The organism is Actinoplanes oblitus, assembly GCF_030252345.1.
In the GTDB taxonomy this organism is placed as follows: Bacteria; Actinomycetota; Actinomycetes; order Mycobacteriales; family Micromonosporaceae; genus Actinoplanes; species Actinoplanes oblitus.
This window is the reverse complement of the sequence record NZ_CP126980.1, coordinates 7,272,261-7,294,008: the sequence shown is the minus strand read 5'-3', so window position 1 is coordinate 7,294,008 and position 21,748 is coordinate 7,272,261. Positions and strand designations below refer to the sequence as shown.

Here is a 21,748-nt window from a genome sequence, read left to right as displayed (position 1 = left end):
GGACCGCGGCCGCGCACTCTCTGGTTCCGTTGCCACGGCGGCTTTCCGCCGTACCGAAAACTGGATTTTTGAATGGTGTCCAACTGTTCTTGATGGTCGCTTGGACTCGCTCGTGGACAGCGGATCTCACCAGCATCATCGAGGTGAGAAAGAGTCGGGAAAGGCCATTGCGCGGAGCGCGCCGAATGGCAATTCGCCGAAGTGGACGGCAGTGGTGAATGGGCCGGCGCACCAGACGGTAGGTGAAGGGGAACGATGATTTCCGCAGCGCAGACCAGAGTGACGGTGCCCGAGCTGCTCGCCCGTCAGGCGGACCGGACGCCGGACGCGGTGGCGGTGGCCGACGGGGATCGGGTGCTGACGTTCCGGCGGCTGGACGACCTCGCGAACGGTCTGGCCGGCCGGCTGGCCGCCCGGGGCGTGCGCCGCGGCGACCGGGTCGCGGTGCTCCTGGACCGCTCGGCGGACCTGCTGGTGACGCTGTACGCGGTGTGGAAGGCGGGAGCGGCCTACGTGCCGATCGACGCCGCCCATCCGGCGCGGCGGATCGCGTTCCTGGTGGCGGACGCGGGGGTGTCGCTGCTGGTGTGCTCGGCCGCGACGCGCGGCCGGGTGCCGGACGGCATCGGGACGCTCGTGGTCACCGGTGCCGAGGCGGGTGACGGCTCGGCGGTCACGGCCGGCCCGGGTGACCTGGCCTACGTGATGTACACCTCCGGCTCGACCGGCACCCCGAAGGGCGTCGCGGTCCCGCACCGCAGCGTGGCGGAGCTGGTGGCCAGCCCCGGCTGGGCGGTGACCCCGGGCGAGTCGATCCTCATGCACGCGCCGTACGCCTTCGACGCCTCCCTGCTCGAGATCTGGGTGCCGCTGGTGTCCGGCGCCCGCGTGGTGATCGCCGAACCCGGCCCGGTGGACGCCCGGCGGGTGCGGGAGGCGATCGCCGCCGGAGTGACCAGGGTGCACCTGACCGCGGGCAGCTTCCGCGCGGTGGCCGAGGAGTCGCCGGAGTCGTTCGCCGGCCTGCGCGAGGTGCTCACCGGCGGTGACGTGGTGCCGGTGCACGCCGTGGCGAAGGTGCGGGCGGTCTGCCCGGAGGTCCGGGTCCGGCACCTGTACGGCCCGACCGAGACGACCCTGTGCGCGACCTGGCACCTGCTCGAACCGGGTGACGTGCTGGGCCCGGTGCTGCCGATCGGCCGCCCGCTTCCCGGCCGCCGGGCTCAGGTGCTCGACGCGTCGCTCCGGCCGGTGGCCGCCGGCGTGGTGGGTGACCTGTACCTGTCCGGTGCCGGCCTGGCGGACGGCTACCTGGGCAATCCCGCCCTGACGGCGGAGCGGTTCGTGGCCGATCCGTTCGCCGCCGGTGAGCGGATGTACCGCACCGGGGACCTGGCGCGCTGGACCCGCGACGGTGAGCTGCTGTTCGCCGGCCGGGCCGACGATCAGGTGAAGATCCGTGGTTACCGGGTCGAGCCGGGTGAGGTCGAGGCGGCGCTGATCGCGCAGCCGGACGTGCACGAGGCGGTGGTGCTGGCGGTCGGCGGGCGTCTGGTCGGTTACGCGGTGACCGGTGCCGACCCGGGGCTGATCCGGGAGCGGCTGGGTGCGGTGCTGCCGGAGTACATGGTCCCGGCCGTGGTGCTGACGCTGGACGCGTTGCCGCTGACCGGCAACGGCAAGGTGGACCGGGCGGCTCTGCCCGCCCCGGTCTTCGCGGCGGAGGCCACCGGCCGGGAGCCGGTCACCGAGACCGAGCGCCTGCTGTGCGGCCTGTTCGCCGAGATCCTCGGGCTGGACCGGGTCGGCGCCGACGACGGGTTCCTCGACCTGGGCGGCGACTCGATAGCGGCGATGCGGCTGGCGGCGCGGGCGGCCAAGGCCGGCCTGCTGGTGACGCCCACCCAGATCTTCGTGGAGCGGACCCCGGCGGGGCTGGCGGCCGCGGCGCGCGCCGTGCCGGCCGGCGAGACCACCGATCGCCCGCTGGTCGTCCTCACCGCGGACGAGGAGGCGGAACTGGCGGAAGCCGTGCCGGGGGCGCGGGAGATCTGGCCGCTGGCGCCGCTGCAGGAGGGCCTGCTCTTCCAGTCGACCCTCGACGACCAGGGCACCGACATCTACCAGGCGCAGTGGATCCTGGAGCTGAACGGGCCGCTGGACGCGTCCCGGTTGCGCGCCGCGTGGGAGGCGGTCTTCGCCCGGCACGCCGAGCTCCGCCTGCGGTTCGTCCGGCTGACCTCGGGCCGGACGCTGCAGGTCGCCACCGGAGAGGTGGTGCTGCCGTGGCGGGAGGTGGAGCTGGCCGCGGACGCCGACGTCGACCGGGCCGTCGCCGAGCTGGCCGAGCGGGAACAGCGGCAGCGCTTCGACCTCGCCCGGGCACCGCTGTTCCGGCTGGTCCTGGTCGGGTACGGCGCGGGCCGGCACCGCCTGCTGGTGGTCCACCACCACATCCTCACCGACGGCTGGTCGGTGGCGGTCATCCTGAACGAGGTCGCCGAGGCGTACGCGGCCGGCGGCCGGCTCCCGGAGCGGGCCGGTGCGGCCGCCTCGTACCGGGACTACCTGGCCTGGCTGGCCGGGCAGGACCGGGAGGCGGCCCGGGCCGCGTGGCGGGCCGAGCTGGCCGGCCTCGACGAGCCGGCGCCGATCGCCCGCACCTCGGCCGGCACCGGCTACGACTACCGTGTCACGTTCCTCCCGCCGGAGCTCTACACTGGACTGACCGAGGTCGCCCGGGCCCGCGGACTGACCCTGAACACGGTGGTGCAGGCCGCCTGGGCGATGGTGCTGTCCCGGCTCACCCGGCGTACCGACGTCGTGTTCGGCACCACCGTCGCCTGCCGCCCCGCGGAACTGCCGGGTGTCGAATCGATGCCGGGCCTGATGATGAACACGGTGCCGGTCCGGGTGACGCTGGACGCCGGGCAGCCGGTCGCCGACCTGCTGGCCCGGCTGCAGCGGCGGCAGGCGGCCCTGATGCCGCACCAGCACCTGGGGCTGCCGGAGATCCAGAAGGTGGCCGGGCCGGGCGCGACGTTCGACACCCTGCTGGTGTTCGAGAGCTACCCGCGCGACTACGCCGGCCAGTTCACCTACCTGGGCACCGTCGAGGGGACGCACTACCCGCTGACCCTCGGGATCATCCCGGGGGAGCGCTGCCGGATCCAGCTCGCCTACCGGCCCGAGCAGGTCGACGAGACCGTCGCCGGGTCGGTGCTGGACTGGTTCACCGGCGTGCTCGCCGGCCTGGCCGCCGATCCCGGCGAGCTGGTCGGCCGGATCGGCCTGGCCGCCGGCCCGATCGGCGATCCGCCCGCGGCGCTGGCGGTGGGGCAGTCGTTGCCCGCGCTGGTCGAGCGGGTGGTGCGGGAACGGCCGCGGGCGATCGCGGTGGCCGACGACGAGGGCGAGCTGACGTACGCCGAGCTGTGGGCCCGGGCGGCGGCGCTGGCGGCCGGGCTGCGGGCGCGCGGCGTCGGACCGGAGAGCCGGGTCGGCGTGCTGGTCGGCCGGTCGGCGTGGTCGGTGATCGGGATGCTCGGGGTGTCGCTGGCCGGCGGGGCGTTCGTGCCGGTGGATCCGGCGTACCCGGCCGAGCGGGTGGCCTGGATCCTGGGCGACGCGGATCCGGTGGCGGTGGTCTGCGTGGCCAAGACTCGGGAGACGGTGCCGGACCGGTTCGCGGATCGGCTGGTGGTGGCCGACGCGCTGGAACCGGTCAGCGGCCCGGTCGGCGAGCCGCCGCGCGTGCGGCCGGACGACGCGGCGTACGTCATCTACACCTCGGGCTCCACCGGGACCCCGAAGGGCGTCGTGGTGACGCACGCGGGCCTGGGCAACCTGGCCGCCGCGCAGATCGACAGGTTCGCCGTCACCGCGTCGTCGCGGGTCCTGCAGTTCGCCGCGCTCGGCTTCGACGCCGTGGTGTCGGAGACGCTGATGGCGCTGCTGTCCGGGGCCACGCTGCTGATGGCGCCCGAGCGGGACCTGCCACCCCAGGTGTCGCTGGCCGAGGCGATCGGGCGGTGGGACGTCACCCACGTGACGGTGCCGCCGTCGGTGCTGGCCACCGCCGACGACCTGCCGGAACTGCTGGCGACGGTGGTGGTGGCCGGGGAGGCCTGCCCGCCGGGGCTGGCGGATCGGTGGTCGGGCGGGCGGCGGATGATCAACGCGTACGGGCCGACCGAGGCCACGGTGTGCGCGACGATGAGCCCGCCGCTGGTGGCGGGCCGCGACGTGGTGCCGATCGGTACGCCGATCGCCGGCGGCCGCTCCTACGTGCTCGACGCGTTCCTGCGGCCGGTGCCGCCGGGGATCACCGGTGAGCTGTACGTGGCCGGGATCGGGCTGGCCCGCGGCTACCTGAACCGGGCGGGGCTGACCGCCGAGCGGTTCGTCGCCGACCCGTTCGTGCCCGGCGAGCGGATGTACCGGACCGGCGACCTGGCGTACTGGACCGAGCGGCACGACCTGGTGTTCGCCGGGCGGGCCGACGACCAGGTGAAGGTCCGTGGCTTCCGGATCGAGCCCGGCGAGATCGAGGCCGCGCTGTCCGGCTACCCGGGTGTCGCCCAGGCCGCGGTGACGGTTCGCGCGGACCGCCTGCTGGCCTACGTGTCGCCGGCCGACGTCGACCCGCGCGCGGTACGCGACGACCTCGCCTCCCGGCTGCCGCACCACCTGGTGCCCGCGGTGGTGGTGCCGCTGGCGGCGCTGCCGGTCACCCCGAACGGCAAGATCGACCGGGCCGCGCTGCCGGACCCGGACTTCGCCGCCGGTGCGGCCGGCGGCGAGCCGCGTACCGACGCCGAGCGGGTCCTGTGCGACCTCTTCGCCGAGGTCCTCGGCCTGCGCCGGGTCGGCGTGGACGACAGCTTCTTCGAGGTGGGCGGCGACTCCATCACGTCGATGCAGCTGGTGGCGCGGGCCCGGCGGGCCGGTCTGACGTTCATCGCCCGGGACGTCTTCGACCTGCGGACGCCGGAACGGCTGGCCCGGCTGGCGACCCGGGCGGCACCGCGGCGGTCCGGCCGGACCGGTGCTGACGACGGGGCCGGCGAGGTCGCGCGGACGCCGGTGATGCGGCTGCTCGGCGACGGCGTGACCGGACCCGGGTTCGCGCAGTGGGTGGTGGCCGGCGCGCCCCCGGAGCTGACCACCGACGTGCTGGTCGCGGGCTTGGCGGCGGTGGTGGACGTGCACGACGCGCTGCGGATGCGGGTGGACGCCGGGCGGCTGGTGGTCGGCGAGCGCGGGTCGCTGGACGCGGCGCGCCTGGTCGAGCGGGTCGAGGCCGGCGACGGCGATCTGGACGACATCGCGCATCGCTGCGCCCGGCGGGTGGCCGCCGAGCTGGATCCGGCCACCGGCGCGGCGCTGCGGCTGGTGTGGGTGACGGCGGACGCCGGCCGGGCGGGACGGATCGTGCTGGTGGCGCACCATCTCGCCGTCGACGCGGTGTCCTGGCGCATCCTGCTGCCGGACCTGCGGGCGGCGTGCGAGGCGGTGGCCGCGGGCCGGGAACCGGAGCTCGACCCGGTGGACGTCTCGTTCCGGCGGTGGGCGGATCTGCTCGGCGAGTGGGCGCACACCGCGGAGCGGACCGGCGAACTGGACGCCTGGACCGCCGTCGTCGGCGAGGCGGAACCGTGGCCCGCGCCGGTCGGCGGATCGCCCGCCGGGCAGCGGTCGTGGACCCTGCCGCCGGAGCGGGCGGCCGCCCTGGTGGAGACGGTGCCCGCCGCCTTCCACTGCGGGATCCAGGACGTCCTGCTGGCCGGGCTGGCGGCCGCTGTGGCGCGCTGGCACGACCGGGAGTTCGTGCTGGTGGACGTGGAGAGCCACGGCCGGCATCCGGCCGACGGGATGGACCTGTCCCGGACGGTGGGCTGGTTCACCAGCGTGCACCCGGTCCGGCTGGAGGTCGCCCGCCTGGACCCGGGCCGGCTGCTCAAGTCGGTGAAGGAGCAGCTCCGGGCGGTCCCGGGTGACGGGCTCGGCTACGGGCTGCTGCGCTTCCTCAACGAGACGACCGGACCGGTGCTGGCGGCGCTGCCGTCGCCGGCCATCGGGTTCAACTACCTGGGCCGGTTCACCGGCGACCAGCACGGCGAGGTACGGGCGTGGCAGCCGGTCGGCGCGGTCGGCGGCCTGATGGAGCCCGGCATGGCACTGCCGCACGCGCTGGAGGTCAACGCGTTCGTCCGGGACACCCGGGACGGCCCGGAGCTGACCCTCGCGCTGAGCTGGCCGGCCGATCGATGCGACGAGGCGGAGATCGACCGGTTCGGCCGGATCTGGACCGACGTGCTGGCCGGGCTCGCCCGCCAGGCCGACGATCCGACCGCGGGCGGACACACCGCGTCCGACTTCGACCTGCTCGACCTGGATCAGGACGAGATCGAGAACTTCGAGGCCATCGCAGCCGCACATGGTGGAGGCAGAGCAGCGTGAACACTTCGACGACGTCCCCCGGCTCGGCGCTCGAGCAGGTCTGGCCGCTCTCCCCGATGCAGGAGGGGATGCTCTACCACGCGTCGTTCGACGAGGCGGCCCCCGACCTCCAGCTCATCCAGCAGTCACAGATCATCGACGGGCCGCTGGACCCGGAGCGCTTCCGGCAGGCCTGGGCGGCGGTCCTCGACCGGCACCCGGCGCTGCGCGCCTGCTTCCACCGGCGCAAGTCCGGCGAGACGGTGCAGCTCATCCCGCGGCGGGTCGAGCTGCCCTGGGCCACCCGCGACCTCTCGCACCTGGCCGAGCAGGACGCGCTGGCCGAGGTGGGCGTGCTCGCCGAGAAGGAGCGCGCCGCCCGGTTCGACCTGGCGAAGGCTCCGCTGCTGCGGCTGCTGCTGATCCGGCTCGGCCCGGAGCGGCACTGCCTGGTGACGACGAGCCACCACGTGCTGATGGACGGGTGGTCCCGGGCCATCCTCGAGTCCGATCTCCTGGCGATCTACGAGGCGGGCGGCGCGGCGGGACTGCGGCGGCCCGGCTCCTACCGCGACCACCTGGCCTGGCTGAACCGGCAGGACAAGGCGGCCGCCCGGGAGGCCTGGCGGGCCGAGCTGGCCGGCGCCGACGGGTCGACGGTGGGCAACGCCGAGGCGGCCGGGAAGGCGCCGGAACTGCCGGTACGCGAGGTGGTCCGGCACTCGCCCGAGTTCACCGCCGCGCTGGTCCGGTTCGCCCGCCGGCACGGGCTGACGCTGAACACGCTGGTGCAGGGTGCGTGGGCGCTGGTGCTGGCCCGGCTGGCCCGGCGCACCGACGTGGTGTTCGGCGCGACGGTCGCCGGGCGCCCGGCCGAGCTGCCCGGCGTGGAGGAGTGCGTCGGGCTGTTCATCAACACCGTGCCGGTACGCGTACGCCTGGACGGCGCCCAGCCGGTGGTGCGGATGCTGACCGACCTGCAACAGCGGCAGTCCGCGCTGATCTCGCACCAGCACCTGGGGCTGCCGGAGATCCAGAAGCTGGGCGGGGCGGGTTTCGACACCATCCTGGTCTTCGAGAACTACGCCGACCCGGGAGCGGCGCCGGCCGGCCCGCGCGGCATCACCCTGACGCTGCGGGACTTCCACCAGGCGTCGCCGTACGCGATCACCCTCGGCGTGATGCCGGGCGAGCGCCTGGAGATCGAGGCGCAGCACCACCCGGAGATGCTCGACGCCCGGGTCGCCGGTGCGGCGCTGCACGGACTGACCCGGGTCCTTGAGCGGATCGTCGAGAATCCGGAGACGCCGGTCGGCCGCCTGGACGTGCTCAGCGAGGCCGAACGGGAGCTGACCGTCACCCGGTGGAACCGGACCGGCGAGGCGGTGCCGGCGATCTCGGCGGTCGACCTGTTCCGCCGGCGGGTGGCGCTGGCCCCGGACGCGCCGGCGATCACCGAGGGCGACCGGTCGTTCTCGTTCCGGGAGCTCGACGAGTGGTCCGGCGGCCTGGCCCGGCTGCTCACCGAACGGGGCGTCCGCCGCGGCGACCGGGTCGCGGTGCTCCTGGAGCGGTCCGCCGAGGTGCTCGCGGCGTGGCTCGGGGTGTGGAAGGCGGGCGCCGCGTTCGTACCGGTGGATCCGGCCTATCCGGCCGAGCGGGTGGCGTTCATGCTGGCCGACTCGCTGGCCACCGCGGTGCTGTGCCGGGCGGACGGCGCGGGCCTGGTGCCGGCGGACCACCCGCGGATCGCCGTGGAGGACGCCGTCGCCGGCGACGTGGCGCCGGTGGCGATCGGGCCGCACGACCTGGCGTACGTGATGTACACGTCCGGCTCGACCGGGACGCCGAAGGGCGTGGCGATCGAGCACCGCGGCGTGGCGGCGCTGGCCGGCGACCCGGGCTGGGAGATGGCACCCGGCGACGCGGTGCTGATGCACGCGCCGCACACCTTCGACGCGTCGCTGTTCGACGTGTGGGTGCCGCTGCTGGCCGGCGCGCGGGTGATGATCGCCGGGCCGGGCGTGATCGACGCGGAACGGCTGGCCGCGCACGTCGCCGCCGGCCTGACCGCGGTGAACTTCACCGCCGGGCAGTTCCGGGCGCTGGCACAGGAGGCGCCGGAGTCGTTCGCCGGGCTGCGCGCCGTCTCGACAGGTGGTGACGTGGTGCCGCTCGGCGCCCTGGAACGGGTCCGGCAGGCCTGCCCCACGCTGCGGGTCTGGCACTCGTACGGGCCGACCGAGACCACGCTGTGCGCGTCCTGGATGACTGTCGAGCCCGGCGAGCGGCTGGGCACGGTGCTGCCGATCGGCCGGCCGCTGCCGGGCCGGCGGCTGTACGTCCTGGACGCCTTCCTGCGGCCGTTGCCGCCGGGCGTCGCGGGCGACCTCTACATCGCCGGTGTCGGGGTGGCGCGTGGCTACCTGGGCAGCCCTCAGCTGACCGCCGAGCGGTTCGTCGCCGACCCGTTCACACCGGGCGAGCGGATGTACCGGACCGGCGACGTGGCGTACTGGCTGGACGACGGGCAGCTGGCGTTCGCCGGGCGGGCCGACAACCAGGTCAAGATCCGTGGCTACCGGGTGGAGCCGGGCGAGATCGAGACGGCGCTGGCCGAGCAGCCGGGCGTCGACGAGGCCGTGGTGCTGGCCCGGGACGGGCGGCTGATCGGTTACGTGGTCTCCGGCACCGGGGTGGATCCGGACCGGCTGCGCGATCAGCTCGCCGCCGTACTGCCGGAATACCTGGTGCCGGCGGTGATCCTGGTGCTGGACGCCCTGCCGGTCAACGCGAACGGCAAGGTCGACCGGGGTGCGCTGCCGGAACCCGACTTCAGCGGCCGGGCGACCGGCCGGGAGCCGGCGACCGCTGCCGAGCGGGCGTTGTGCGCCCTCTTCGCGGAGGTGCTCGGCCTGGACCGGGTCGGCGCCGACGACAGCTTCTTCGAGCTGGGCGGGGACTCGATCACGTCGATGCAGCTCGCCGCACGGGCCCGCCGCGACGGGATGGCCATCGGCGCTCGCGAGGTGTTCCAGCACCGCACGCCGGCCGCGCTCGCGGCGGCCGTCGAGCCGGCAGCCCCGGCGCCCGGCGACCAGGGCGAGACGGTGCGGCGGTTCGGCCTCGTCGCGATGGACCGGGAAGAGATCGCCGAACTCGAATCCGAATTCTGATCAGGGGGACAACCGTGACCACGTCGCGTATCGAGGACATCTGGCCGCTGTCGCCGCTGCAGGAGGGCCTGCTCTTCCACACCGTCTACGACGAGGGCGGACCGGACGTCTACGTAGGGCACTGGCTGCTGGATCTCGACGGGCCGGTGGACCCGGCCCGGCTGCGTGCGGCCTGGGAGGCGGTGCTGGACCGGCACGCCGCGCTGCGGGCCTGCTTCCGGCAGCGCAAGACGGGCGAGACCGTGCAGGTCATCGCCGGCCGGATCGACCTGCCGTGGCGGGTGATCGACCTCTCCCACCTCGACGACCCCGAGCAGGCGGTGCGGGAGCTGGCCGAGGAGGACCGGCTCACGCCGTTCGACGTCACGGCGGCGCCCCTGCTGCGGCTGACCCTCATCCGGCTGGCCGGCGACCGGCACCGCCTGGTGGTGACCTGTCATCACGCGGTCATGGACGGCTGGTCGCTGCCCATCGTCTTCGACGAGCTGACCGCCCTGTACGCGGCCGGCGACGGCCCGGCGGACCTGCCGGCGGTGACGCCGTACCGGGAGTACCTGGGCTGGCTGAGCCGGCAGGACAAGCAGCGGGCGGTGGCGGCGTGGACGGAACAGCTGCGCGGCGCCGAGGAGCCGACACTCGTCGCGCCCGCCGACCCGGGACGGGCGTCCGGCATGCCGGAGAGCGTCGAGGTCGAGCTGCCGGGTGACCTCACCCGGTCGCTGGAAGAGCTGGCGCGTGGGCACGGGCTGACCCTGAACACCGTGGTGCAGGGCGCGTGGGCGCTGGTGCTGGCGCGACTGGCCGGGCGTACCGACGTGGTGTTCGGCGCGACGGTCTCGGCGCGTCCGGCGGACCTGCCGGGCGTCGAGGGGATGGTCGGCCTCTTCCTCAACACGGTGCCGGTGCGGGTGCCGCTGGACGGCGGCCAGCCGGTGGTGGAGATGCTGACGCAGTTGCAGGACCGGCAGTCGGCCCTGATCCCGGACCAGTTCGTCGGGCTGGCCGACGTCCAGCGGGCGGCCGGTCCCGGCGCCGTCTTCGACACCCTGCTGGTCTTCGAGAACTTCCCTCGCGAGCTCGGCGGCTCGGCCGCCGCCGACACCTTCGGCATCCGGGTGCACCAGGGCCGGGAGGCCGCGCACTACCCGCTGACGCTGGTCGCCGTGCCCGGCGAGGCGATGCTGCTCAAGCTCGACTACCTGACCGCGTTCCTCGACGAGGCCGGCGCGCTCGCCGTCGTCGAGCGGCTCACCGGGGTGCTGCGGCAGCTGGTGGACGCGCGCGGGGCCACGGTGGCCGAGATCGACGTGACCACCGCGGCGGAGCGCGACAAGGTGGTGCGGCTCTGGGGTACGGCATCCGGCCCCGCCCCGGTCCGGTTGCCGCTGGAGTCGCTCGGCGACCAGGTGGACCGCCGTCGCGACGAGGTGGCGGTGATCGACGGGGTGCGGGAGCTGACGTACCGGGAGCTGGCCGCCCGGGCGGACCGGCTGGCCGGCTACCTGGGCCGGCGCGGCGTCCGGCGCGGTGACCGGGTGGCAGTGGTGATGGACCGCTCCGCCGAGCTGATCACCACGTTGCTCGCGGTCTGGAAGGCCGGGGCGGCGTTCGTGCCGATCGACCCCGCCTACCCGGCGCAACGGGTGAAGTTCATGCTCGCGGACGCGGAACCGGCGGCGACGGTGTGCGCCGAGGCGTTCCGGGCCGTGGTGCTGGACGGCGGGCTGGACCCGATCGTGCTGGACGACCCGCAGACGGCGCGGGAGGTGGCGGCGAGCGCGCCGCCGGCCGTCACCGTCGGCGCGGACGACCTCGCCTACGTGATGTACACCTCCGGCTCGACCGGCACGCCGAAGGGCGTCGCGGTGTCGCACGGCAACGTGGCGGCGCTGGCCGGCGAGCCGGGGTGGGGGACCGGGCCGGGCGACACCGTGCTGATGCACGCCTCGCACGCGTTCGACATCTCCCTGTTTGAGATCTGGGTGCCGCTGCTGTCCGGCGCGCGGGTGCTGATCGCCGGGCCGGGCGCGGTGGACGGCGAGGCCCTGGCCGGTCACGTGGCCGGCGGCGTCACCACCGCGCACCTGACCGCCGGCGCGTTCCGGGTGCTGGCCGAGGAGTCACCGGCGTCGGTCGCCGGTCTGCGCGAGGTGCTCACCGGCGGCGACGCGGTGCCCCTGGCGGCGGTGGACCGGGTCCGCCGGGCCTGCCCGGACGTCCGGGTGCGGCACCTCTACGGCCCGACCGAGGCGACCCTGTGCGCGACCTGGTGGCTGCTCGAGCCCGGCGCCGCGACCGGCTCGGTGCTGCCGATCGGCCGGCCGCTCGCCGGCCGCCGGGTCTACGTCCTGGACGCCTTCCTCCGGCCGCTGCCGCCGGGTGTGACCGGTGAGCTGTACATCGCCGGCGCCGGTGTGGCACAGGGCTACCTGGGTCGTGCGGCGCTGACCGCCGAGCGGTTCGTCGCCGACCCGTTCGCCTCCGGCGACCGGATGTACCGCACCGGGGACCTGGCCCACTGGACCGCCGAGGGCGCGCTGGCGTTCGCCGGCCGGGCCGACGACCAGGTCAAGATCCGTGGCTACCGGGTGGAGCCGGGCGAGGTCGAGGCGGTCCTCGCCGGGCTGCCCGGTGTCGGCCAGGCCGTGGTGGCGGTCCGGGGCGAGCACCTGGTCGGCTACGTGGTCGCCGAGTCCGGCCGGGAGCTGGACCCGGCCGGGTTGCGCGAGCAGCTCGCCACGACGATGCCCGAGTTCATGCTGCCGGCCGCGGTGCTCGTGCTGGACGACCTGCCGCTGACGGTCAACGGCAAGGTCGACCGGCAGGCCCTGCCGGAACCGGACTTCGGCGCGGCGTCGACCGGCCGGGAGCCGGCCACCGAGGCCGAGCGGATCCTGTGCGCGGTCTTCGGCGGCGTGCTCGGCCTGGACCGGGTCGGCGTCGACGACGACTTCTTCCGGCTGGGCGGCGACTCGATCTCGTCGATGCAGGTGGCCGCCCGCGCCCGGCGCGAGGGGATCCGGCTGACCCCGCGGCAGGTGTTCGAGCACCGGACCGCGGAACGCCTGGCGGCGCAGGTGCGCGAGATCGGGCCGGCCCGGCCGGCGCGTCCGGCCGCCGGCGCGGGTCTCGGCGAGATCCCGTGGACGCCGGTGATGCGTGCCCTCGGGGCGGAGGCGGCGCGCCCCGGCTTCGCCCAGGCGCGGGTGGTCGCCACCCCGCCCGGCTTCGACCGGGAGGCACTGGCCGGCGCCCTGCAGGCGGTGCTGGACACGCACGAGATGCTGCGCGCCCGGGTGGAGCCCGGCGGGCGGCTGGTGGTGCCCGAGCGGGGCGCCGTCACCGCGGCGGACCTGATCAGCCGGGTGCCGGCCGGCACCGGCGACCTCGACGAGACCGCCGCGCGGGCGGCCGACGAGGCGGCGAGCCGGTTGGACCCGTCGGCGGGTGGCGCGGTGCGAGCCGTGTGGATCGACGCCGGCGACACCGAGCCCGGCCGGCTGGCGCTGGTGGCACACCACCTGGTGGTCGACGCGGTGTCCTGGTCGATCGTGCTGCCGGACCTGCGTACCGCGTACGACGCGCTCGTCGCCGGCGGCACCCCCGCCCTGGAACCCGCTGCCACGTCGTACCGCCAGTGGGCGCGGCGACTGACCGAGCAGGCGTCCAGCGCGAGCACGGTGGCCGAGCTGGAGCACTGGATCGGCGTGCTGGACGGCGCGGACGACTCGCTCGGCGAGCGGACCGGGCAGCCGCACTCGTGGTCCTGGACGCTGTCCGGGCCCGCGGCGCACCGCCTGGCCGGCGAGGTGCCCGGCGCCTTCCACTGCGGTGTCCAGGATGTCCTGCTCGCCGGGCTGGCCGGTGCGGTGGCGCGCTGGCGCGGCGGCGACGCCGGGGTGCTGGTGGACGTGGAGGGTCACGGCCGGCACGCCGCCGACGGCGAGGACCTGTTGCGGACGGTGGGCTGGTTCACCAGCGTGCACCCGGTCCGCCTGGAGGTCGCCGGGCTCGACCCGGCCCGCCTGCTGAAATCGGTGAAGGAGCAGCTCCGGGCGGTGCCCGGTGACGGGCTCGGCTACGGGCTGCTGCGCCACCTCAACCCGGACACCGCCGCCACCCTGGCCGCGCTGCCCACCCCGCGGATCGGCTTCAACTACCTGGGCCGCTCCGGCACCGCCGCCGGGGTCACCCCGTGGCAGGAGCGCGACGGGTCGATCGGCGCCGCGGAGGCCGGTCCGGACGTGGTGGTGGCGCACTCGCTGGAGGCCGCCGCCGACGTCCAGGACACCCCGGGCGGTCCGCGGCTGCGGCTCACCCTGTACGGCCGGGACCTCGACCCGGCCCGGGTCGAGCTGCTCGGTGAGGCCTGGCTCGACCAGCTCACCGCGCTGGCCGGCCAGGATGGCGGGCACACCCCCTCCGACTTCGCGCTGGTCGAGCTGACGCAGGACGACGTCGACGAACTGGAGGCGGCGGCGCCCGGGCTGACCGACATCTGGCCGGTGTCGCCCCTGCAGGAGGGCATGCTCTTCGAGCGGGCCCTCGACGAGGACGGCCTCGACGTCTACCAGAGCCAGCGGATCCTCGACCTGGAGGGGCCGCTGGACGCCGACGCGCTGCACGCGGCGTGGACCTCGGTGGCCGCCCGGCACGACGCGCTGCGGACGAGCTTCCACCAGCCGGCCTCCGGCCGGACGGTGCAGGTGGTCGCCGGTACGGCGGACGTGCCCTGGCGGGTGGTGGACCTGTCGCACCTCGCCGAGGCGGACGCGGCCGCCGAGGCCGGTCGCCTGCTCGACGAGGACCAGGCGGACCGGTTCGACGTCACCCGGGCGCCGTTGCTGCGGCTGATGCTGATCCGGCTCGCCGAGGACCGGCACCGGCTCGTGCTGACGTCGCACCACCTGGTGCTGGACGGCTGGTCGACCCCGATCGTGCTGGGCGAGGTGTCGGCCGCGTACGCCGGCGCCCAGCCCGAGCCGGCGCCCTCGCACCGGGACTACCTGGCCTGGCTGAGCCGTCAGGACGAGGCGGCCACCCGGTCGGCGTGGCGGTCCGAACTCGCCGGGCTGGACGAGCCGACGGTGGTGGACGCCGACGCGGACAAGTCGATGGCGATGCCCGACGAGCGGTGCGAGCAGCTGTCCGAGGACGCCACCCGGCGTCTCACCGAGTTCGCCCGCGGGCACGGGCTGACGCTGAGCACCATCCTGCACGGCGCCTGGGCGCTGGTGCTGTCCCGGCTGACCGGGCGTACCGATGTGGTGTTCGGCTCGGTGGTGTCCGGGCGCCCGGCCGAGCTGCCGGACGTCGAGCGGATGGTGGGGATGTTCATCAACACCGTCCCGGTCCGGGTACGCCTGGACGGCGCCCAGCCGGTGCTGGACGTCCTCGAGGACCTGCAGGCCCGCCAGTCGGCGCTGACCGAGCACCAGTACCTGGGGCTGCCGGCGATCCAGAAGGTGGCCGGGCCGGGCGCGGTCTTCGACACCATCGTGATGGTCGAGAACTACCCGATGGACGCGGCCGGCCTCGGCGACGGCGGCGTCACGATCGGCTCGGTGCTCACCCGGGCCGGCACCACCTATCCGCTGACGATGAGCGTCAGCCTGGGCGGACGCCTGCGGATCCGGGTGTCCTACCGGCCGGACCGGGTCGACCGGGCGACCGCCGGCGAGGTGGCCGGGCAGGTCGTCCGGGTCCTCGACGCGCTGGTGGCGGAGCCGGACCGGCCGGTGGGCCGGCTGGGCGTGATCAGCGAGGCGGCCCGCGAGTCGGTGGTCGAGCGCTGGAACGCGACGGGTACGGCGGCCGGCGGGTCGTCGGTGCTGGCGGCCTTCCGGCGGCAGGCGCGGACCACCCCGGACGCGGTGGCGGTGGCCGACGGCGGGCGGACCCTGTCGTACGCCGGCCTCGACCGGGAATCGGACCTGCTCGCGGCGCGGCTGGCCGGCGCCGGTGTGCGGCGCGGCGACCACGTCGGGGTGGTGATGGAGCGTGGCGTGGACCTGTTCGTCGCGTTCCTCGCCGTCTGGAAGGCGGGCGCCGCGTACGTACCGGTCAATCTCGACCACCCGGCGGCGCGGATCGACCGGATGCTCGCCGACGCCGGCGTCTCGGTGGCGGTCTGCCCGGCCGCGCACCGCGACGCGGTGCCGGCCGGGATCGAGCCGCTGCTGCTGGACGCGCCGCCCGCCGAGGGCGCGCGGCACGAGGTGCCGGCGGCCGAGGCCGGCGCGTGGGACACGGCCTACGTGATGTACACGTCCGGCTCCACCGGCGAGCCCAAGGGTGTCGCGGTGCCGCACGCGAGCGTGGCGGCGCTGGCCGGCGACCCGGGATGGGCGGTCACCGGCGACGACTGCGTGCTGATGCACGCCCCGCACGCGTTCGACGCGTCGCTGCTGGAGATCTGGGTGCCGCTGGTGAACGGGGCCCGGGTGCTGGTGGCCGAGCCGGGCGCGGTGGACGCGCAGCGGCTGCGTGACGCGACAGCGGCCGGGGTGACCACGGTGCACCTGACCGCCGGCTCCTTCCGGGTGCTGGCGGACGAGTCTCCGGAGTCCTTCCGCGGCCTGCGCGAGGTGCTGACCGGCGGGGACGCGGTGCCGCCGGGCTCGGTGGCCCGGCTGCGCCAGGTGTGCCCGGAGGTCCGGGTCCGGCACCTGTACGGCCCGACCGAGACCACGCTCTGCGCCACCTGGCACCTGATCGAGCCGGGTGCCGCGACCGGCGAGACGCTGCCGATCGGCAGGCCGATGGCCGGGCGGCGGGCGTACGTGCTGGACGCGTTCCTGCAGCCGGTGGCCCCGGACGTCACCGGCGAGCTGTACCTGGCCGGTGCCGGTCTGGCCCGCGGCTACCTGGGCGCCGGGCCGGCCACCGCGGAGCGGTTCGTGGCCGATCCGTTCGCCGCCGGTGAGCGGATGTACCGCACCGGGGACCTGGCGCGCTGGACCCGCGACGGTGAGCTGCTGTTCGCCGGCCGGGCCGACGATCAGGTGAAGATCCGTGGTTACCGGGTCGAGCCGGGTGAGGTCGAGGCGGCGCTGATCGCGCAGCCGGACGTGCACGAGGCGGTGGTGCTGGCGGTCGGCGGGCGTCTGGTCGGTTACGCGGTGACCGGTGCCGACCCGGGGCTGATCCGGGAGCGGCTGGGTGCGGTGCTGCCGGAGTACATGGTCCCGGCCGTGGTGCTGACGCTGGACGCGTTGCCGCTGACCGGCAACGGCAAGGTGGACCGGGCGGCTCTGCCCGCCCCGGTCTTCGCGGCGGAGGCGACCGGCCGGGAGCCGGTCACCGAGACCGAGCGCCTGCTGTGCGGCCTGTTCGCCGAGATCCTCGGGCTGGACCGGGTCGGCGCCGACGACAGCTTCCTGGAGCTGGGCGGCGACTCGATCCTGACGATGCAGCTGGCCGCCCGGGCACGCCGGCTGGGAGTGGTCTTCGGCGCGAAGGACGTCTTCGAGCAGCGGACGCCGGCCGGCATCGCGGCGATCGCCAGGCGGGGCGGCGCGGGCCAGGCCGGACCGGACGACGGCGTCGGCGAGGTGGCCTGGACGCCGGTGACGCGGGCGCTGCTCGACAGCGATCCCGGCGCGCTGACCAGCGGCGCCATGGCGCAGTGGGTGACGCTGGGCGCGCCCGGCGACCTGACGCTGGAGGTGCTGACCGCCGGCCTGGACGCGGTCCTCGACACCCACGACATGCTGCGCGGCCGGCTCGTGGGCGACGGGACCGGCGAGCCCGGCCTGGTGGTGGCCGAGCGTGGCGCGGTGCGGGCGGCCGGGCTGGTCGAGCGGGTCGAGGCGGGCGCCGGCGACCTGGACGGCCTGGCCGAGCGCCACGCCGCGCGGGCGGCCACCCGGCTCGACCCGGCGGCCGGCGTGCTGGTCCGGGCGGTCTGGGTGGACGCCGGCCCGGACCGGGTCGGCCGGCTCGTGCTGGTGGCACACCACCTGGTGGTGGACGCGGTGTCCTGGCGCATCCTGCAGCTGGACCTGCGGGAGGCGTGCCAGGCGGCGGCCGCCGGCCGGGAACCGGCGCTCGACCCGGTGGACGTCTCGTTCCGCCGCTGGGCCCGGACACTGACCGAGCAGGCGGCCACCCGCACCGCCGAGCTGGCGACCTGGACCGAGATCCTCGGCGGGACGCCGTCGCTCGGCGACCTGGACGGCGCGCGGGACACCATGGCGACCGCCGGGCGGCGGAGCTGGACGGTGCCGCGGGAGCAGGCCGCCGCGCTCGTGGAGCAGGTCACCTCGGCCTTCCACTGCGGCGTGCACGAGGTGCTGCTGGCCACGCTGGCGGGCGCGGTGGCCCGGTGGCGCGGCGGCACCGCCGTCGTGGTCGACGTCGAGGGGCACGGCCGCCAGCCGATCGGGGAGATGGACCTGTCCCGGACGGTCGGCTGGTTCACCGACGTGCATCCGCTCCGGCTGGCGGTGCCGCGTACCGGCACCGCCGGGGAACTGCTGAAGAGCGTCAAGGAGACGGTCCGGAGCGTGCCCGACGGCGGCCTCGGCTACGGCGTGCTGCGGCATCTCAACGCCGAGACCGGGCCGGTCCTGGCGGCGCTGCCGGCCGCCGGGATCGGGTTCAACTACCTGGGCCGGTTCGCCGCCCGGCCCGGCGGCGCAGCCGAGCCCTGGCAGCCGGTGGGCACGATCGGCGGCACGGCCGGCGACGACCTGCCGCTGCGGCACGTCGTGGAGGTCGACGCCGCCGTCCTGGACGGCGCCGACGGGCCGCGGCTCACCCTGAACCTGACCTGGGCCGGGCGGATCCTCGGCGACGACGAGGCGGAGTCGCTCGGCACGGCCTGGCTGGCGGCGCTGGCCGAGCTGGCCGGGCAGGCCGGCGCCGGCGGGCACACGCCGTCGGACTTCCCGCTCACCACGCTGACGCAGCAAGAGGTGGCCGAGCTCGAAGCGGCGGTGCCCGATCTGCTCGACGTCTGGCCGCTCTCCCCGCTGCAGGAGGGCCTGCTGTTCCACGCCGTCGACGAGCGCGGCCCGGACGTGTACGCCGGCATGCGCACGCTGGCCATCGACGGGCCGCTGGACGTCGCCCGGTTCCGCGCGTCCTGGCAGACCCTGCTCGACCGGCACGCCGCGCTGCGGGCCAGCTTCCACCAGCTCGCATCCGGTACGACGGTGCAGGCTATCGCCCGCCGGATGACGCTGCCGTGGCAGGAGACCGACCTGTCGCACCTGCCCGAGGACCAGGCGCTGGCGGAGTTCGAGCGGCTGGCGGCGGAGCTGCGCGAGGACCGGTTCGACCTGACCCGGGGGCCACTGCTGCGGCTGCACCTGGTGCGGATCGGGGAGCGGCGGTACCGGCTGGCGTTCGCGTCGCACCACATCACCTGCGACGGGTGGTCACTTCCGGTCTTCTCGGTCGACGTGATGGCGGCGTACGAATCCGGTGGCGACGGCCGGTCACTGCCGGCCGCGACCTCGTACCGGGACTACCTCGCCTGGCTCGCCCGCCAGGACAAGGAGGCCGCCCGGGAGGCGTGGCGCGAGGAGCTGGCCGGGCTCGACGAGGCCACCCACGTGGTGCCGCCGGACCGGATGACCACGCCGATCGAGCCGGACCGGATCCGGCTGACGCTCGACGACGGGCTGAGCCGGCGGCTGGCCGAGCTCACCCGCCGCCACGGCGTCACGATGAACACCCTCTTCCAGGGCATCTGGGCGCTGCTGCTGGTCCGGCTCACCGGGCGCGACGACGTGGTGTTCGGCGCCGCGGTGGCCGGGCGCCCGCCGGAGATCCCGGGTGTCGAGTCGGTGGTCGGCCTGTTCATGAACACGCTGCCGGTCCGGGCCCGCCTGGACGCCGCGGTGCCGTTCCTGGACATGCTGACCGACCTGCAGGCCCGCCAGGTCGCGATGATGGGCCACCAGCACCTGGGGCTCACCGAGATCACCCAGCACGCCGGTCCGGGCGCGGCCTTCGACACGCTGGTGGTGTTCGAGAACTACCCGCGCCCGCCGCGTGCCGCCGAGGGCCCCGACGCGATCGCCATGCACCCGGTCGGCATCCCGAACGACAACGGGCACTACCCGGTGTCGCTGCGCGCGTCCGAGGACGGCGGCGTCCACGGCGAGTTCATCTACCGTCCGGACGCGTTCGACAGGGCCGAGGCCGAGACCATGCTGGCCGGGATCGTCCACGCCCTCGAACAGGTGGTGGCCGACCCGTGGCTCCCGGTGGGCCGGATCGCCCTGCTCGGACCGGCCGAGCGCGAGCTGGTGGTGCGGGTGTGGAACCGGACCGAGGCCCCGCTCGCCGCGGCGCCGCTGCCGGAGCTGTTCCGCCGGCAGGTGGCCCGGTCCCGGGACGCGGTGGCCGTTCAGGACGCGGCGCGCAGCCTGTCCTACGGCGCGTTGCTGGACGAGGCGGAGAGCCTCGCACGGCAGCTGGTGGCCTCGGGCGTACGCCGCGAGACCCGGGTCGGGGTGCTGGTCGGGCGCTCGGTGGAACTGGTGGTGGCGCTGCTCGGGGTGTCGCTGGCGGGCGGGGTGTTCGTACCTGTCGATCCGGAGTATCCCGCCGAGCGGATCGCCCTGATGCTCACCGACGCGGCGCCGGAGGTGCTGGTGTGCACGGCGCAGACCCGGGCGGTGGTACCGCCGGGGTTCGCGGGCGTGGTGCTGTTGCCGCAGCACCCGCCCGCGGCCGGCCCGGAGGTCACGCTGCCGCGCGTGGCGGTCAGCGACGGGGCGTACGTCATCTACACCTCCGGCTCGACCGGCGTGCCCAAGGGCGTGCTGGTCAGCCACGCCGGCCTGGGCAACCTGGCGAGCGCGCAGATCGAGCGGTTCGGCGTGACGTCCGCGTCGCGGATCCTGCAGTTCGCCTCGCTCGGTTTCGACGCCGCCATCTCCGAGGTGTGCATGGCCCTGCTGTCCGGTGGCACCATCGTGCTGGCCGACCCGGAGAGCATGCCGCCGCGGGTGTCGCTGGGCGACGCGCTACGCCGGTGGGCCATCACCCACGTCACGGTGCCGCCCAGCGTGCTGGCCGTCGAGGACGACCTGCCGCCGGCGCTGGAGACCCTGATCGTGGCCGGCGAGGCCTGCCCGCCGGCGCTCGTCGACCGCTGGTCGGGCGAGCGCCGGATGATCAACGGGTACGGCCCCACCGAGACGACGGTGTGCGCGACGATGAGCGTCCCGCTGTCGCCGGGCCGCGACGAGGTCCCGATCGGTGGCCCGATCAGCAACATGCGGGCCTACGTGCTCGACGCCTTCCTGCAACCGGTGCCGCCGGGCCTGACCGGCGAGCTCTACGTCACCGGGGCCGGCCTGGCCCGGGGCTACCTCGGCAAACCGGGGCTGACCGCGGAACGCTTCGTCGCCGACCCGTTCGCCTCGGGCGGCCGGATGTACCGCACCGGCGACCGGGCCCGCTGGACCGCCGACGGCGAACTGGTCTTCGTCGGCCGGACCGACTCGCAGGTCAAGGTGCGCGGGTACCGGATCGAGCCGGGTGAGATCGAGGCCGTGCTGGCCGGCCAGCCGGGTGTCGCCCAGGTGGTGGTCGTCGCCCGGCAGGACGGCCCGGGCGAGAAGCAGCTGGTCGCCTACGTGGTGCCGGCGGCCGGCCCGGCCGCCGAGGCCGGCCCGCTGATCGCCGCGCTCCGCGAGGCGGCGGCCGGCCGCCTGCCGGAGCACATGGTCCCGGCGGCGTTCGTGCCGCTCGACTCGATGCCCCTGACACCCAACGGCAAGGTGGACCATCGGGCGCTGCGGGCTCCCGACTTCGCCGGGATGTCCTCCGGGCGGGACCCGCGCACCGCCATGGAAGCCCGGATCTGCGCGCTCTTCGCCGAGGTGCTGGGCCTGGACCAGGTGGGCGCCAACGACAGCTTCTTCGAGCTCGGCGGCGACTCGATCACCTCGATGCAGCTGTCCACCCGGGCTCGCCGGGAGGGACTCGAACTCACCCCGTGGCAGGTGTTCGACGAGAAGACGCCGGAACGGCTGGCGGCGCTCGTCAAGGAACTGCCGGCCGAACCCGCCGAAGCGGCCGAACCGGCAGCGGCCGGGGACACCGGCATGCTCGTCGCCCTCTCCCCGGAACAGCTGGACCAACTCAAGTGACCTCCCTGAAGGAGCAGA

General features: G+C 75.2%; 3 protein-coding genes. All 3 read left to right on the top strand.

Features of this window, described 5'->3' with window-relative positions; all coding sequences use genetic code 11:
• Positions 1 to 255: 255 nt before the first annotated feature.
• Genes Actob_RS32465 through Actob_RS32455 form a run of 3 tightly spaced genes read left to right on the top strand, consistent with a single transcriptional unit; the run spans position 256 to position 21,730 of the window.
• A complete protein-coding gene (locus Actob_RS32465; RefSeq protein ID WP_284915677.1) occupies positions 256 to 6,462 on the top strand; it encodes a non-ribosomal peptide synthetase in 6,207 nt (2,068 codons plus the stop codon).
• The gene (locus Actob_RS32460) at positions 6,459 to 9,617 is read left to right on the top strand and encodes an amino acid adenylation domain-containing protein (RefSeq protein WP_284915676.1); all 3,159 of its coding nucleotides are present in this window, start codon (positions 6,459 to 6,461) and stop codon (positions 9,615 to 9,617) included. Before Actob_RS32465 ends, Actob_RS32460 begins: the two co-directional genes overlap by 4 nt.
• Before the next feature lie 14 nt (positions 9,618 to 9,631).
• Entirely contained in the window at positions 9,632 to 21,730 is a 12,099-nt protein-coding gene (locus tag Actob_RS32455) for a non-ribosomal peptide synthetase (RefSeq protein ID WP_284915674.1), read from the top strand.
• Positions 21,731 to 21,748: the final 18 nt, after the last annotated feature.